Annotated in this window: 11 protein-coding genes; 2 read left to right on the top strand and 9 right to left on the bottom strand. The window is 61.0% G+C overall.

The genetic code is table 11. The features are described 5' to 3' along the window. Nucleotides 1-25: 25 nt before the first annotated feature. The 6 genes from MPN23_RS09960 to MPN23_RS09935 form a co-directional block, all read right to left on the bottom strand. On the bottom strand, nt 26-1,228 hold the full coding sequence (locus MPN23_RS09960; protein WP_243544056.1) for an HD-GYP domain-containing protein: 1,203 nt from the start codon (nt 1,226-1,228) through the stop codon (nt 26-28). A 15-nt stretch (nt 1,229-1,243) separates the two neighbouring features. Then, the gene (locus MPN23_RS09955) at nt 1,244-1,939 is read right to left on the bottom strand and encodes a flagellar brake protein (protein ID WP_243544055.1); all 696 of its coding nucleotides are present in this window, start codon (nt 1,937-1,939) and stop codon (nt 1,244-1,246) included. Between the two features lie 142 nt (nt 1,940-2,081). Next, the gene (gene amrA, locus MPN23_RS09950) at nt 2,082-2,633 is read right to left on the bottom strand and encodes an AmmeMemoRadiSam system protein A (protein WP_243544054.1); all 552 of its coding nucleotides are present in this window, start codon (nt 2,631-2,633) and stop codon (nt 2,082-2,084) included. Then, on the bottom strand, nt 2,630-3,892 hold the full coding sequence (locus MPN23_RS09945; RefSeq protein WP_243544053.1) for an MFS transporter: 1,263 nt from the start codon (nt 3,890-3,892) through the stop codon (nt 2,630-2,632). The genes amrA and MPN23_RS09945 overlap by 4 nt, the downstream gene beginning before the upstream one ends. Before the next feature lie 142 nt (nt 3,893-4,034). Beyond that, a complete protein-coding gene (locus MPN23_RS09940; RefSeq protein WP_243544052.1) occupies nt 4,035-5,099 on the bottom strand; it encodes a phosphotransacetylase family protein in 1,065 nt (354 codons plus the stop codon). Nucleotides 5,100-5,135: 36 nt separating this feature from the next. After that, nucleotides 5,136-7,238 carry an acetate--CoA ligase family protein gene (locus tag MPN23_RS09935; protein WP_243544051.1) on the bottom strand — a complete coding sequence of 701 codons (2,103 nt, stop codon included), beginning with the start codon at nt 7,236-7,238 and terminating at the stop codon, nt 5,136-5,138. A 16-nt stretch (nt 7,239-7,254) separates the two neighbouring features. On the opposite strand from MPN23_RS09935, the gene rnc reads away from it, so the two are divergent. Both rnc and cbiE read left to right on the top strand, forming a co-directional pair. Continuing rightward, nucleotides 7,255-7,941: a ribonuclease III gene (gene rnc, locus MPN23_RS09930; RefSeq protein ID WP_243544050.1), complete on the top strand. Its 687-nt coding sequence runs from the start codon at nt 7,255-7,257 to the stop codon at nt 7,939-7,941. Between the two features lie 37 nt (nt 7,942-7,978). Then, on the top strand, nt 7,979-9,376 hold the full coding sequence (gene cbiE / locus MPN23_RS09925; protein ID WP_243544049.1) for a precorrin-6y C5,15-methyltransferase (decarboxylating) subunit CbiE: 1,398 nt from the start codon (nt 7,979-7,981) through the stop codon (nt 9,374-9,376). A gap of 227 nt (nt 9,377-9,603) precedes the next feature. Here cbiE and MPN23_RS09920 read toward each other — a convergent pair whose 3' ends face one another. The 3 genes from MPN23_RS09920 to MPN23_RS09910 form a co-directional block, all read right to left on the bottom strand. Continuing rightward, nucleotides 9,604-10,527 (bottom strand): flagellin N-terminal helical domain-containing protein, encoded by a 924-nt coding sequence (locus MPN23_RS09920; RefSeq protein WP_243544048.1) that lies wholly within the window; start codon nt 10,525-10,527, stop codon nt 9,604-9,606. 411 nt (nt 10,528-10,938) lie between these two features. After that, a complete protein-coding gene (locus MPN23_RS09915; RefSeq protein ID WP_243544047.1) occupies nt 10,939-12,627 on the bottom strand; it encodes a flagellar hook protein FlgE in 1,689 nt (562 codons plus the stop codon). Nucleotides 12,628-12,705: 78 nt separating this feature from the next. Continuing rightward, nucleotides 12,706-13,455: a flagellar hook assembly protein FlgD gene (locus MPN23_RS09910; RefSeq protein ID WP_243544046.1), complete on the bottom strand. Its 750-nt coding sequence runs from the start codon at nt 13,453-13,455 to the stop codon at nt 12,706-12,708. Nucleotides 13,456-13,464: the final 9 nt, after the last annotated feature.

The following is a 13,464-nucleotide window of genomic DNA, read 5'->3' as shown; positions in this document are numbered from 1 at the left end:
ATGGGAAAGGGCATGGCGGGCTCCGTCACGATCCGAACAGGAACGGCTTGAGGTTGATCCTGTACTGTCCGGGGTCCGCGCATTCCAGAATTTCGAGTCTGTCCCGGTGCAGGGTCTGCCGGGCCGCGAGGTCCACGAGTTCGGCGGGAATGGGCCGCAGGTCTTCGTCGAGAATGATCTTGATCTTCGGCAGCAGGGGTCGTTTGGGGTTGGATTCGCAGACAACCCCGTACTTCCCGGTGTTCAGCCGGACCAGACTGCCCGCGGGAAATATGCCGAGACACTTGATGAAAAGCTGCACTTCCGTGGTATCGAAATCCTGACCGCGCATGCCGTACATGATGGCGAGCGCCTTGTTCGGCAGGATCGCGTCCTTGTAGGAACGGTCGCTGGTCAGGGCGTCGTACACGTCGGCAAGGGAAAGAATCCGCGCATAGGGGGAGATCGCGTTCTGCATCAGCTTGCCCGGGTAGCCGGCACCGTTGAATTTCTCGTGATGCTGGCGGACCGCGTCGAGCACGATGTCGGGTATTGCGGGCTGTCGGCGCAGGATGTCGTGGCCGAAGACCGGATGCTTTCTGATTTCGGAAAATTCCTTTTCCGACAATCGGCCGCGCTTGTTGATGATGTCTTCGGCAATGGCCGTCTTGCCGATGTCGTGCAGCATTCCCGCAGTGCCGAGTTCGCGGAGTTCGTCCCGGCCCATGCCCAGATACTCGCCGAAGACCACGGCGATGGCCGCCACGTTGATGGAATGGGAATAGGTGTACTCGTCATAGCGGGAAAGCTTGGAGATGCAGATGAGGGTATCCGGATTGCGAACCGCACTTTCAATGATTCCCCGAACCACGCCGGAAGTGGCTTCGTAGTCGATCTGCCGCCCCATCTTCACGTCGCTGACAATGCGCCGGGCATGAACCATGGCATTTTCGTAAGCCATCTGGGTTATCTGGATTTCCTGATCGAACGGGGAGCGCTGCTTTTCGGGAGGTTCGTAGCCAGGGTCGGAAATCACGGTTTCCAGTCGTTCGGCCCGAGGCGTTTCATTGTCCGGGACATGGATGAAGGCATGTCGGTAGCCCTGTCCCTCGATGCGCACCACTTCGTCACGGTCCCGGATCGGGCCGGGCGTGGTATACAGGTACGGCAGGTGCTCCCACACGTCGGAGTGCAGTTTCACCACTTCCATTCCCGGTCGAAGTTCGCTGACAGGTACCTTCTTTATCATGCCCGCTCCGGGCGGTTACGCCGTGAGGCGCTGGATTTTCTCCAGATATCTGTTGATCTGGTCCATCTCCTCCGGCTTGCTGTCCAGAAACATGGTCCCCAGATTCAGGATTCCCTTGCGGCTCTTGATGTTCTTGACCGCAATGGGCAGCTTGAGCTTGCCCATGTCACCCAGATTCATGCTGACGATGTACTTGCTGTCCGGTTCCATGTCCCTGAGCGGGCCGCGTCGGTCGTCCCGCGTGGCTATCTTGCAACCGGTTTCGCTGACGTTGATCACGATGCATTCCACATCGCCGTCCACGGCGTGCAGGGTTGCGTCGATATTGCAGCGCACGCGCGAGGATTGCCGGAGGTCGATCTTTTCGATCACGTCCGGGTAGGAGAAGAAGAGCAGCGGGGTCGGGGACGTGATGAAATTGAGCATGGCGGTGCGGAAGCCGTACACCGTACCCTTGTGGATGTAGCGCAGAACCACGGCGCTGCCAAAGGAGAGCTGCTTGCGAACCTTCGAGGGAATTCGCACCTTGGCTATGGCGAATTCGTACGGGTCGTTGCCCACGATGGTTCCCCGGTAGTTCTGGTCCGTTCCCGGCACGTGCACGATCACGTCACGGCCCGGGGATACTTCCAGCTTGATTCCGGGGATTTTCGTGATTCTGGTTTTGTTTCCGTTCCCGTTTTCAGGGGACGAGTCCGCGACTTCCACCATTTTCGACCCTCGGTCAGGTTGTTGAGATCGTTATGCGAGCGTGATTATTCCAACTGACAACTATTATTATATGGATCATTGTTTCGGGTGTCGATAGAGAAAACTCCCGAAAGTGGGGAATATAAACGCTTCGGCATATTGATCAGAGCACCACGGCTTCGAACCACAGTATGGTGGTGGACGGTTTTTTCCAGGCATCCGGAGGCAATCCCGCCTTGTTGCAGGTCTGGGTCAGGAAGGTTTCCCGGTCCCACTGCCATTCCACGGGCACCTGGGGCAGGAGCAGGCCGGAGCGCATGCCGTCGGACATGATCAGCCCGTGGCGGCCCACCTCGATCCGGTTCACGTCCGGGCATTCGCTGATCGGGCTGAGAATGGAGATTTCCAGAGACAGCTCGTCGAATTCCGCGCGGGAGAGCGGAGGAAAGCGCGGGTCCTCGAATGCGGCGGCCCGGGCCATGTTCCAGACCGTGCGGAACAGGGGACCGCTGCCCTGCACGTTGCCGATGCATCCGCGGAGATGGCCCTGTTTCTTGAGGGTCACGAACGCGCCCAGGGATTCGCGCATCCTGTCCGTGGGCGGTTCCGGGATGGAATCTTCCCGATTTTCCAGACGGGTGAGGATGGACTGTTGCACCAGCTCCCTGAGATAGTGCTGTTCCTCGGGACTTACGGAAAACTCGAACGTGCTCATGATGTTTCCTCCTTGTCCTTGATTGCGGGTGGCACGAACGCCATGCCCAGCAGGCCCAGACAGAACAGGGCAATGACCGCGCTCATGCCCACGCGCTGACTGCCCGAGAACAGGGTCAGCCAACCGACCAGCATGGGGCCGAAGAACGAGGTCAGCTTGCCGGACAGGGCGAAGAGCCCGAACATTTCATTGCGGATTTCCGCCGGAGCGGTGCGGGCGAGATAGGATCGGCTGGACGCCTGCACCGGGCCCACGAACAGGCCCAGACTCAGGCCGAAGATCCAGAACAGGGTTCTGTCCTGCACGAGCAGGATGGCTGCGCCCGGAACAATGAGCCCCAGCAGGGACACGACGATGGTGCGGCGGGGACCGATCCAGTCGTCCAGCCAGGCAAATGCTGCCGCGCCCAGTCCGGCCGTCACGTTCAGGCCGATGCCGAACAGGATGACCTCCCCGGGCCCCATGCCGAACGTGCCTGCCGCATAGATGCCGCCAAAGGCGAACATGGTGGTCAGACCGTCGTTGTACAGCATCCTTGCGAGCAGGAAGACAGCGATATCCCTGTATTCGCGGATGTCGCGGACGGATTTGCGCAGTCGGCCCATGGCCTGTCGCACGGCCATGCCCATGGGGATGCCCGTGGGGCGCGCATCCGGAGTCCACAGGAACAGGGGCAGGGAGAACAGCAGGTACCATGCTGCGGTGAGTGGCATGACCGCGCGCACGTGCAATGCGTTTTCCCGGGGCAGGTCGAACCATGCCCCCTGTTCCACGAATCCGTACAGGGCCAGCACCAGCAGGGTCAGGCCGCCCGCGTATCCGAGCCCCCAGCCCCAGCCGGACCAGCGCCCGATCCGGTCCGGCGAGGCCATATCCGGGAGCATGGCGTTGTAGAAGATCATGGCGCATTCCGCGCCGATGGTGCCGATGCAGGCCAGAGCCAGCGCGGGCCAGACAAAGAGCGGGCTGGGCTCCATGAACCACAGCAGGCCGGTGGCTCCGGCGCAGAGCAGGGTGAATACCCCGATCCATGGCTTGCGCATGCCGCTGCGATCCGCGATTGCGCCGAGAAGCGGTCCGCCCAGACCGATGACCAGTCCGGCAATGCCCATGGCGTTGCCCCATTGCGCGGTGCCCACGGTCGGATCGACGGCTATGGCGCGGGTGAAATAGGCCGCGAAAACAAATGTCTGTACCAGAGTGGCAAATCCGCTGTTGGCCCAGTCGTACAGGGCCCAGGACCAGAGTGCTCGTTTCATGCCTGCCAACCTAATACATGCCGGACCGTCTGCCAACGGAAAGGACGGTCGATGGCGCGGCAGGACGGCAGGCGTGTACAAGGGAAACGGCCGCCCCTTCCCGAGGAAGGAGCGGCCGTTTTGCTTGTCGTGCCGTCCGGGCCTATTTCAGGTCCAGCGCCTTCTTCAGGTACTGGAAGTCGATGTTGCCGGCAACCAGCTCCGCGCCCTGCTTGATCTTGATGGCGTCGCGCAGCTTGTGGCGGGACAGGATGGAGTCCATCTTCTTGGCAACGGTGAAGGTGTCCTCCCGGACCATGATGATCGGGGTTTCCAGCACTTCGGACCGGGTCAGGATGATGTCGTTGGGATAGAGATTTCCCGTGAGCACCAGACAGGGGCAGTCCCCTTCCAGAGCCACGAGCTGCACATCCGAGCGGTCGCCGCCCACGATGATGGCGGAGTTCTTCTTCTTGCGGAAGTGGGTCATGAAGTTTTCCACCTGCATGGTGCCGATGAGAAAGCTTTCCACCACGCGCTCGCTCTTGTTGTGCGCGGAAATGATCTTGCCGCCCAGACGATCGGCCAGATCGCCCACCTTGATGGCGCCCATGAGCGGGTCGCGCGGGATCACGCCCAGCACCTTCACGCCCCGGCTTTCCAGACAGGGACCCAGAAGCTGGTTGACCTCGTCCATGAAGGACGGCGGCACGTCGTTGAGGATCACGCCGATCATCTGGTCGCCGAGGATTTCCTTCATGACCATGAGGTAGTCGTACTTCAGCTCCTTCTGGAACCGGTCGATGACCACGGCCTTGATGCCGAGCTTCTTGATGACGGTGATGGCGTCGGTGTCGCAGTACTTGCCGGAATACATGGACCCGGACCCGGCTACAAGAGTCACGTCCTTGTCCTGCGAAACGGCCTTGTAGCCGTCCACGATGCTGTCCAGCAGGCCTTCGATCCTGCCGTTGAACGCCTTGATCTTGAAATCCTGCGTCACGACGACCGGGGTGACCTTTTCCGGGTCCTCCTCCACGCCGAGCACGTCCTGAACGAAAAAGGCGTCCTCGTCGCCGAGCTTGCCGTCCTTTTCCCTGGGCATGGCTCCCACGGGCTTCATGTACCCCACGTTGTAGCCTTCCTTCTGGAATTTCAGACCCAGGCCCATGACGATCATGTTCTTGCCCGAGTAGCCTGTTGTGGAGCCTATGTAGAGACCTGGCATGGGGATTCCTCCTATTTATTGCACCTTCTAAGAATTTCAGCCGATGGTCAAGCGCAGGTCCGTGACCAGCGCGTCCTTTTCATCGACAAGCACGGGATTGAGCTCGGCCTCGCGGATTTCCGGGAAATCCACTGCCATCTGGGACATGCTCAGGATGATGTCCTCCACGGCTCCCACATTGGCCGGGGCTTCGCCGCGTACGCCGCGAAGCAGGGGATACGATTTGATTTCGCGCATGATGCCTTGTGCCTCCTGCAGGGTGAGCGGGGCCAGGCGGTAGGCCACATCCCCCAGAATCTCCGCGGAAGGGCTGGCCAGCGAAAAATGCATGAGCGGCCCGAACTGCGGGTCCTGACGGAAACCAATTATCACTTCCCGGGCCTTGATTGGCCCCATGGCCTGAAGCAGACAACCGGAAATGTAGGCGTCCGGCCTGCGGCACTGGGCGCGCATGGTGATGGAGGCCCACGCCTTGCGCAGGTCCTGCGGGGTCTCGATGTTCAGGGCGACCCCGTTCACTTCGCTCCTGTGCGACAGGTTCGGGGACGCGATCTTCAGGGCCACGGGATACCCGATCTTCCTGGCTGCCCGCACGGCCTGATCGCTGGTGCGCACCAGCCGGGTTTCGGGCACGGGCAGTTCATAGGCCTGAGCCACTTCCAGACTCTGCGCCAGACTGAGTTCCGTGGCTCCGATGCGCAGGGCGTTCCGGATGATCTGTCCGGCCTTGCCCATGTCGCGCCGGAAGCAGACCTCCACGGGAATCGGGCGGTGCAGCCAGCGGAAATGGGCGTGCATGGCCTGTATGGCCCGGATCGCGGCTTCGGGGTAGCCATAGCTGGGAATGCCCGCCTTGAGCAGCATGTCCCGGCCCGGGGCAATGCGCTCCTCGCCCATGAAACACGCGAAAAACGGCTTGTCGCTTTCCTTCGACACGTCGATGATCGCCTGTGCGGTCGCTTCGATTTCCGCAGACGCCGTTGGTGTGAGCAGAACCAGCACCGCATTCACGCCTTCATCGCGCGCCACGGCCTCCAGTGTTGCCCGGTAGCGTTCTGCGGGGGCGTCCCCGAGAATGTCGATGGGATTGTATATGGCTGCGAAGGGGGGCAGGACCTGCTTGAGTTCTTCCAGCGTTTCCGGGGATGGCCGCATCAGATGCAGCCCGCTTTCCTCGCAGGCGTCCGCTGCCAGAATGCCGGGGCCGCCGGAATTCGTGACCACCGCGAGATTCGGACCCTGAGGAAGCGGTTGGGCGGCAAAGGCTCTGGCCAGATTGAACAGGGATTCCAGATCGTCCACCTGAATGACTCCGGACTGGCGAAACGCGGCCCGGCAGGCCTGAAAGGAACCGGCCAGAGAGCCGGTGTGGCTGGACGTGGCCCGGGCTCCGGCCTGCGTGGTGCCTGCCTTGATCATGATGACCGGTTTCTTGTCGGAAAGCATCCGCGCCTTGTTCAGGAACTCCTGTCCATTGTCCACGGATTCCAGATAGCCGATGACCACCTTGGTATCCGGGTCATCGGTCAGGGCGTCCAGCACGTTGGCCTCGGAAAGTCCGGCCTTGTTGCCCAGGCTGAAGAATTTGGAAAAGCCGATGTCCTCGCCGTCGGCCCAGTCCAGTATGGCGGCGCACAGAGCTCCGGACTGGGAGAAGAAGGCAATGGAGCCGTCCCTGGGTTTGGCCTGGGCAATGGTGGCATTGAGGCCGACCCGGGCATTGATCATGCCCAGCGAATTCGGGCCAAGCAGCACCATGTTCCGGCGCTGGGCGAATTCCGCGATTTCCTGTTCCAGTTCGTAGCCGTCGCGTCCGGTTTCCCGGAATCCCGCGGAAATGATGATGGCCGCGCCGGTCCGCATGTCCGCAAGTTCGCGCATGGCGCCCAGAACCTTGTCGCGCGGCAGCACGATGATACCCAGATCCGGAGAGGCGGGCAGGTCACTGATGGAAGGATATGCCTGGAGGTCAAGGATTTCCCCGCCCTCGGGATTGACGGGGTATATTTTCCCCTTGTATCCTGAGCGGAGCAGATTGGCTGTGATCACATGCCCGAGCTTCCGCTTTCGGCGCGATGCGCCGACTACGGCCACGGAGACGGGATCAAAAAGGGCCCGGAGGCGAGGGTCTGAGTACATATATTCCGGAGTTGTTATGGATACCACCGACCTTGAGGCCTGTATTAACTATACTTTTTTGCAAGTCAAGCACCTCAGGATGGCGCTGACGCACAGTTCGTACGCCAACGAGCAAGACGACGCGGACGGCGATAACGAACGCCTGGAGTTTCTGGGCGACGCCGTTCTGGAACTGAGTATATCCGCTGAAGCCTACAAACGCTACCCCCATGCGCCCGAAGGCCAGCTCACGCGCATCCGGTCCCAGCTCGTCAAGGAAAAGAGCCTGGCCGACCTTGCTCGGGGCATTGGGCTGGACAGGTACCTTCTTCTGGGCAAGGGTGAGGAGATGCAGGGCGGCCGGGATCGGGATTCCCTGCTGGCAGACGGATTCGAGGCCCTTCTCGGCGCGATTTTTCTGGACAGCGACTTCGAAACCGTGCGCAAGCTCATTCTGGGCATCTTTGCGTCGCTCTGGCCCGAGGACGTGTTTCTGCCCGAGGTCAAGGACTTCAAGAGCCGTCTTCAGGAAGTGGCCCAGCATCGTTTCAGGGATCGTCCCGTCTACGTGCTGGCCGAGACCAGCGGGCCCGAGCATGAAAAGACATTCGAGGTGGACGTGACCCTGCCTACCGGCGAGGTGTTCCGGGGGACCGGAACCAGCGTCAAGCGCGCCGAGCAGACTGCGGCCCGCATTGCCCTGAATCATTTGCAGGACAACTGATCCGGCTTCAGGCCGACCGTTTCCCGGGGAATTCCACATGGACCTCAAGAAAGCGCTTCGCACGAAATCCGCGGAACACCGCGAGGATACCGTTGACCGTCATGACGCACATCATCTGCACCTCGTGCCCGCGGATGAGGAAGCCGCCGGAAAAACAGGCTCTTCCCTCCTGAAGCGGTTCAGTGTACACAAGGCCATGCCCATCAAGGAACCTGTGCGCATAATCGGACTCGCTCCCGGCACGTTGAACCTGCCACGCAGGACCGGCGACATCATCGGCTCGGCCCAGCTTCTGGTCGGCGGTCAGCGATTGCTGGACGCGGTGCCGGACGCGCCGCCGTGGGCGGAACGGGTGCCCATTGCCGGACCGCTCGGTCCGATCGTGGAGCGCATCCGCAAGGACGCCTCGGCCGGAAGGCGCGTGGTCGTGCTGGCGGACGGAGATCCGCTTTTCTTCGGCATCGGCAAGCGACTCGGGGATGATCTCGGCCGCGAGCACATTCAGGTCGTGCCCAACATTTCCACGGTGCAGACCGCTGCGGCCCGGCTCGGCCTTCCATGGCAGGAAATGGATTTCGTGTCCCTGCATGGCCGCGCTGACTATGCCCCGCTGTATGCGGCGCTGGTGCGCGCCGATCTGATCGCGGTGTTCACGGACGCGACCAATACCCCGGATGAAATCGCCCGCGCCCTGCTGGAACGCGGGGCCGACTGCTTTTCCATGACCGTGCTCGAAAATCTGGGAACTCCGGAGGAAACCATCCGCCAGATTCCTCTGCCCGAGACATGGGGCATGGAATTCGCGCCCCTGAATCTGGTGGTGCTGGAACGCCAGTATCCCCCGGAGATCGAACTTACGCTCGGCATCCCGGATCATTACTACATGCATCAGAAGGGGCTGATCACCAAGCTGCCGGTGCGCTCCTCCGGGCTCGGCCATTTGCAGGTCATGCCCGGTTCCACGGTCTGGGATCTTGGCGCAGGCTGTGGCTCCGTGGCCATCGAGGCATCGCATTTGGCCCGGTCCGGTCGTGTTTTCGCCGTGGAACGCAACAAGACCCGTGCCGCCATGATCCGGGAGAACATCCGGCGCACCGGCGCATGGCTCGTGGACACGGTGCACGGCGACATGCCCGGCTGTCTGGACCCGTTGCCCGCGCCGGACCGCATCTTCATCGGGGGCGGCCTTGGCGGTCCGGCCAACACGGACACCACACTACTGCAGGTGGCCTGCGACCGGCTTGCCTCGCGCGGACGCATCGTGATCCACTGCATCCTGCTGGACAGCCTCCAGACCGCAAAATCCCATTTTCAGGCGCTGGGCTGGCATTTCGGCGTGACCCAGCTTCAGGCCTCGGCCACGGATTCGCTGGCCGGAGACCTGCGGTTCAAGGCGCAGAATCCCGTATTCATTCTCTGGGCTGAAAAGCCGTAGAGAACATTGTTTTCCATCAAGGCAAAAGCCCCCGGGAGCATTCGGCTCTCGGGGGCTTTTGCCTTGGGTCCCGGGGGTGGCAAGACGGAAGAATTCCGGGCGGCACAAGGGCAGGGGACATGTCCTGCCAAAAAGGGGAAGGAAAGGAAAAACAGCCGGAAACCGGAATCCGGCGAGTGGTTCGCCGGTCCGGTTCCTGGCTGTCTTCAGTCCTATCGGATTCGGGCTTAGCCGCCGATGAGCTGCATGGCCATTCTGGGCAGGGAATTGGCCTGCGCAAGCATTGCCACAGCGGACTGGGTAAGAATCTGGTTGCGGACGAACTCGGTCATTTCCGTGGCAACGTCCACATCCGAGATGCGGGATTCCGCGGCCTGCAGGTTCTCGGCCTGGATTTCCAGGTTGGTGATGGTGTTTTCCAGCCGGTTCTGCATGGCGCCGAGGTTTGCGCGAATCTTGTCCTTGGAAATGATCGCATCGTTGATCGCGTCCATGGCGGTCTGGGCCATGGCCTGAGTGGAGATGGACTTGCCCGCGTTCTGGAGCTCGGAGCTTCCGCCCGTCTTGATCGCAGCCGCCATGCCCAGTCCCAGAGAGGAAGCCGTGGCACCCTGCACCGCGATGTAGTAGTAGTCCTCGGACGAATCGTTGCTGGTGCCGAAGTGGACCTTGAGCGGGCCTGTGGAGTAGATGCCGCGTCCGTTGTGCGCAGCCGCCTGTCCGGACAGGTTGCCGTTCAGCAGATAGATGCCGTTGAAGTCCGTGGCATTGGCAATTCGGCTGATTTCCGAGGCCATGGCCTGATACTCGGAGTCGATGATCAGCCGCTGGTCCGAGTTGTAGGTGCCGGTGGACGCCTGCATGGCCAGCTCCTTCATGCGAATGAGCTTTTCATCGATGACCTGCAGCGCGCCGTCCGCGGTCTGGATCAGGGAAATCGCATCGGATGCGTTGCGAATGCCCTGATGCAGCGAGGAAATTTCCGAACGCATCAATTCGCGAATGGCCAAGCCTGCGGCATCGTCCGCAGCCACGCCCACGCGCAGTCCCGATGACAGTCGCCGGGTGGATTTGCTCAGCTGACCGTAGTGATCGGTCAGGTTTCGCGATGCGTTCATCGCCATGAGGTTGTGGTTAATGACTAAAGACATCAGAACCCTCCTTGTTCGATCTTCAAATCCATTTGTCGTTGTCTCAGCATCTTGCGTGCCAAAGTGTTTTTATCCAACCAAAACAAATTGTTAAGTGTTTAAATAAAGTCTAGACAGGACTTTTTTGCCAGTGGTTACCCCATGGGAAAACCATCTGACGTCAATGGTTTGGCCCATGGGGAGAGAAAAAAATTCCCACTTGCCCGACGAGGGAAGGCGCTGGAAAACGGGCGGCCCGGCAAGACTCGCTGCCGCAGCCGGACCGCATGTCGCCCGGGAAGGGAAAAATGGTGTTTCGTACAGAAAAAAGCGGCCCTTTGCCGGGTCTTGCAAAGGGCCGCTTCGGGATCGTGCCCCGCACGGCGGGGCGGCTTGGAGAAGGGGTCTATCTACAGGTCTTTGGGTCCGTTGTTAGCGCTTCATGGAGATGACTTCGCCGAGCATGGAATCCGTGGTCGTGATGACCTTGGTGTTTGCCTGGAATCCGCGTTGGGTCGTGATCATGCGCACGAATTCGTTGGCCATGTCCACGTTGGACATTTCCAGTGCGTTGCCGTCCACCGTGCCCTTGCCCGCCGTGCCAGCCTGACCTGTCAGGGCCGGGCCGGACTGCCGGGTTTCCGAGAACAGGTTGCCGCCTTCGCGCCGCAATCCGTGCTCGTTGGTGAAGGTGGCCAGTGTCACGGCATAGAGTTCCAGCACCTGTCCGTTGGAGTAGTGGCCGGTGAGCACGCCCTCCCGGGAGACGGAGATGTTCTGCAGGATGCCTGCGGAATAGCCGTCCTGGCTCTGGAACAGGGTCGAGGAACCGCCCGTGTCGAAGCTCTGGGTGGCCAGCGCGCTCAGGGATGGGTCCTTGAAGCCCGGGAGCCAGCCCGTGTTGTCGATGTAGGTCAACTGGGTGGCGTTGGCCCGCGTGGGCAGTGTGCCCAGCGACGAGGACCAGCCTCGGGTCAGGGGACCGGAACCGTTGCTGGACAGGTCCCTGTTGCGGATGCCGAAGTTCATTTCAATGGGCATGGCGTTTTCCGCATCGGCAAGGCTGGCATTGGATTTTGCCAGAAAGTTGGGAGCGAGCAGGGGGTATCCCTGGGTCGAGAAGTCGGCCAGAGACCAGCTTCCCAGATCCTTTGCTCCGCCGCCGGGATTGCCGCCGCCATTGGATTTCAGGGTGAAGGAACTCATGCTCACGAGCTGGCCGGTGCGGAAGGTCAGGGTGCCGGCCATGAGCAATCCGGCCGCGGACGTGGTGTCCATGCGGGTGAGGTTGCCCGAGCCGTCGGACAGGATGCGTCCGTCCTCGGACGGGTCCACGGTGACGATGTATTCCCATACCGTGTCGCCCCCCGCATTGCTCAGGGTGACCGGATCGAAGTACACGGTCATGTTGTGGGCCGTGCCGATCTCGTCGAACACCTTCATGGTGCTGCTGTAGGCATAGTTGGCCGAGGCCAGCGGGGTTTCCGCGGTGCCGTCCCAGTTGTTGAGCAGCGCGAAATAGGGGCTGCCCGTGCTCCAGGTCGAGTTGTCCGAGGAGCTGGGGTCCAGATTGGAAATGATGGAAATCTGGCTGGTCGCCTTGGGCGGGGACTGGAAGTTTTCCAGCCGGATGTCCGTGGGCACGCCCACTATTCGGGTGTTGGAGGATGCGGACAGGGTCGCCTGGGACGAAGTCGCGGTCGACGCGGAACTCTGCTCGATTTCCCAGCCCTGCACCACGTAGCCGTGCGGGTCCACCAGATACCCGTCCTTGTCGAACCGGAAGTTGCCAGCCCGGCTGTAGTACTTGTTTTCCGTACCCTTGGGCGAGACCGTGAAGAACCCTTCTCCGGAAATGGCCATGTCGGTCGCCTCGGTGGACGATTCCGACGCGCCTGCGCCGAAGTCCGAGTAGATGGCTGCCACGCGTACGCCTCGGCCGACCTGGCCGATGCCGTTGACCGTGGAGAAGTCCTGGCTCATCAGGTCTTCGAAATACATTCTCGCGCCTTTGAACCCGGTGGTGTTCACATTGGCGAGGTTGTTGCCGATGACGGTCATTCTTTCGGAATGCACCGAAAGGCCGGTTATCCCGGAATAGAGTGACGCTCCTAAACTCATGACAGACCTCCTGTGTATCTTCTCCAAGCCGAATGCGGTTCTCCGGCCGCATTCCGCTCGACCCTCTTGCAAAAAATGCTATGAAGTTTCCGTGTCGGAACCATCTTCCCCGGCATCCTCTCCCGAGTCTTCGCCCGTGTGTTCGGAGCCGGCATTCACCACTTCCTTGACGTTCAGGAAGTTCACGAAGCGGCCATCCTCCAGACGGAGGTAGTTGACGCCGTTTTCCGTGACCACGCCATCCACCTTGCCTTCGACCTCGGACTTGACCATGACGGGCTTGCCGTCCTTGTCCTCGCCCAGAATGCCCACGGAGTAGATGCCGTCCGGCAGGGGCTGACCCTTTTCGTTCTTGCCGTCCCACGTGAAGTTGTAGGTGCCGGGCTGCTTGCTGCCGATGTCGATGGTCCGGACGATGGCGCCTTCCTTGTCGTAGATGTTCATCTTGATCTTGGCCACGGCTTCGCCGAACCCGTAGTAGATCTTGCTCACGTCCTCGCCGGACTTGGTGACCTTGTAGCCTTCGGCGCGTACGGACTTGCCGATGAAGCTCACGGCCGAGAGCATGTCCGAGCGATCAAGGGAATTGCCCAGACTCTTGACCGAGGAGTTGATGCTGGTGAGCTGTTCCAGACTGGAAAATTCAGCCAGCTGGGACGTCATCTCCGTGTCCTCCATGGGATTCAACGGGTCCTGATGCGTAAGCTGCGCCACCAGAATGGTCAGGAAGGCTTCCTGATCCATGCTCTTTTTCTGATCCGGGGTGTTGGAAGCCGCGAGGCGCGCTTCCTGTCCCGAAAGAATGTGACCGGTATCGACGTAACCCATGACCTTTCT

This window comes from Pseudodesulfovibrio tunisiensis, from assembly GCF_022809775.1.
GTDB lineage: Bacteria > Desulfobacterota > Desulfovibrionia > Desulfovibrionales > Desulfovibrionaceae > Pseudodesulfovibrio > Pseudodesulfovibrio tunisiensis.
Note: the sequence above shows the minus strand (reverse complement) of the source record. Positions and strands in the feature narration are given on the sequence as shown.

Excerpts from the sequence above, each read along its gene's own strand:
- MPN23_RS09940 (WP_243544052.1), bottom strand. The coding sequence starts at position 5,099 with ATGCCAGGTCTCTACATAGGCTCCACAACAGGCTACTCGGGCAAGAAC.
- MPN23_RS09910 (WP_243544046.1), bottom strand. The coding sequence starts at position 13,455 with ATGGGTTACGTCGATACCGGTCACATTCTTTCGGGACAGGAAGCGCGC.
- MPN23_RS09935 (WP_243544051.1), bottom strand. The coding sequence starts at position 7,238 with ATGTACTCAGACCCTCGCCTCCGGGCCCTTTTTGATCCCGTCTCCGTG.
- cbiE (WP_243544049.1), top strand. The coding sequence starts at position 7,979 with ATGGACCTCAAGAAAGCGCTTCGCACGAAATCCGCGGAACACCGCGAG.
- MPN23_RS09915 (WP_243544047.1), bottom strand. The coding sequence starts at position 12,627 with ATGAGTTTAGGAGCGTCACTCTATTCCGGGATAACCGGCCTTTCGGTG.
- amrA (WP_243544054.1), bottom strand. The coding sequence starts at position 2,633 with ATGAGCACGTTCGAGTTTTCCGTAAGTCCCGAGGAACAGCACTATCTC.
- MPN23_RS09960 (WP_243544056.1), bottom strand. The coding sequence starts at position 1,228 with ATGATAAAGAAGGTACCTGTCAGCGAACTTCGACCGGGAATGGAAGTG.
- rnc (WP_243544050.1), top strand. The coding sequence starts at position 7,255 with ATGGATACCACCGACCTTGAGGCCTGTATTAACTATACTTTTTTGCAA.
- MPN23_RS09945 (WP_243544053.1), bottom strand. The coding sequence starts at position 3,892 with ATGAAACGAGCACTCTGGTCCTGGGCCCTGTACGACTGGGCCAACAGC.
- MPN23_RS09920 (WP_243544048.1), bottom strand. The coding sequence starts at position 10,527 with ATGTCTTTAGTCATTAACCACAACCTCATGGCGATGAACGCATCGCGA.
- MPN23_RS09955 (WP_243544055.1), bottom strand. The coding sequence starts at position 1,939 with ATGGTGGAAGTCGCGGACTCGTCCCCTGAAAACGGGAACGGAAACAAA.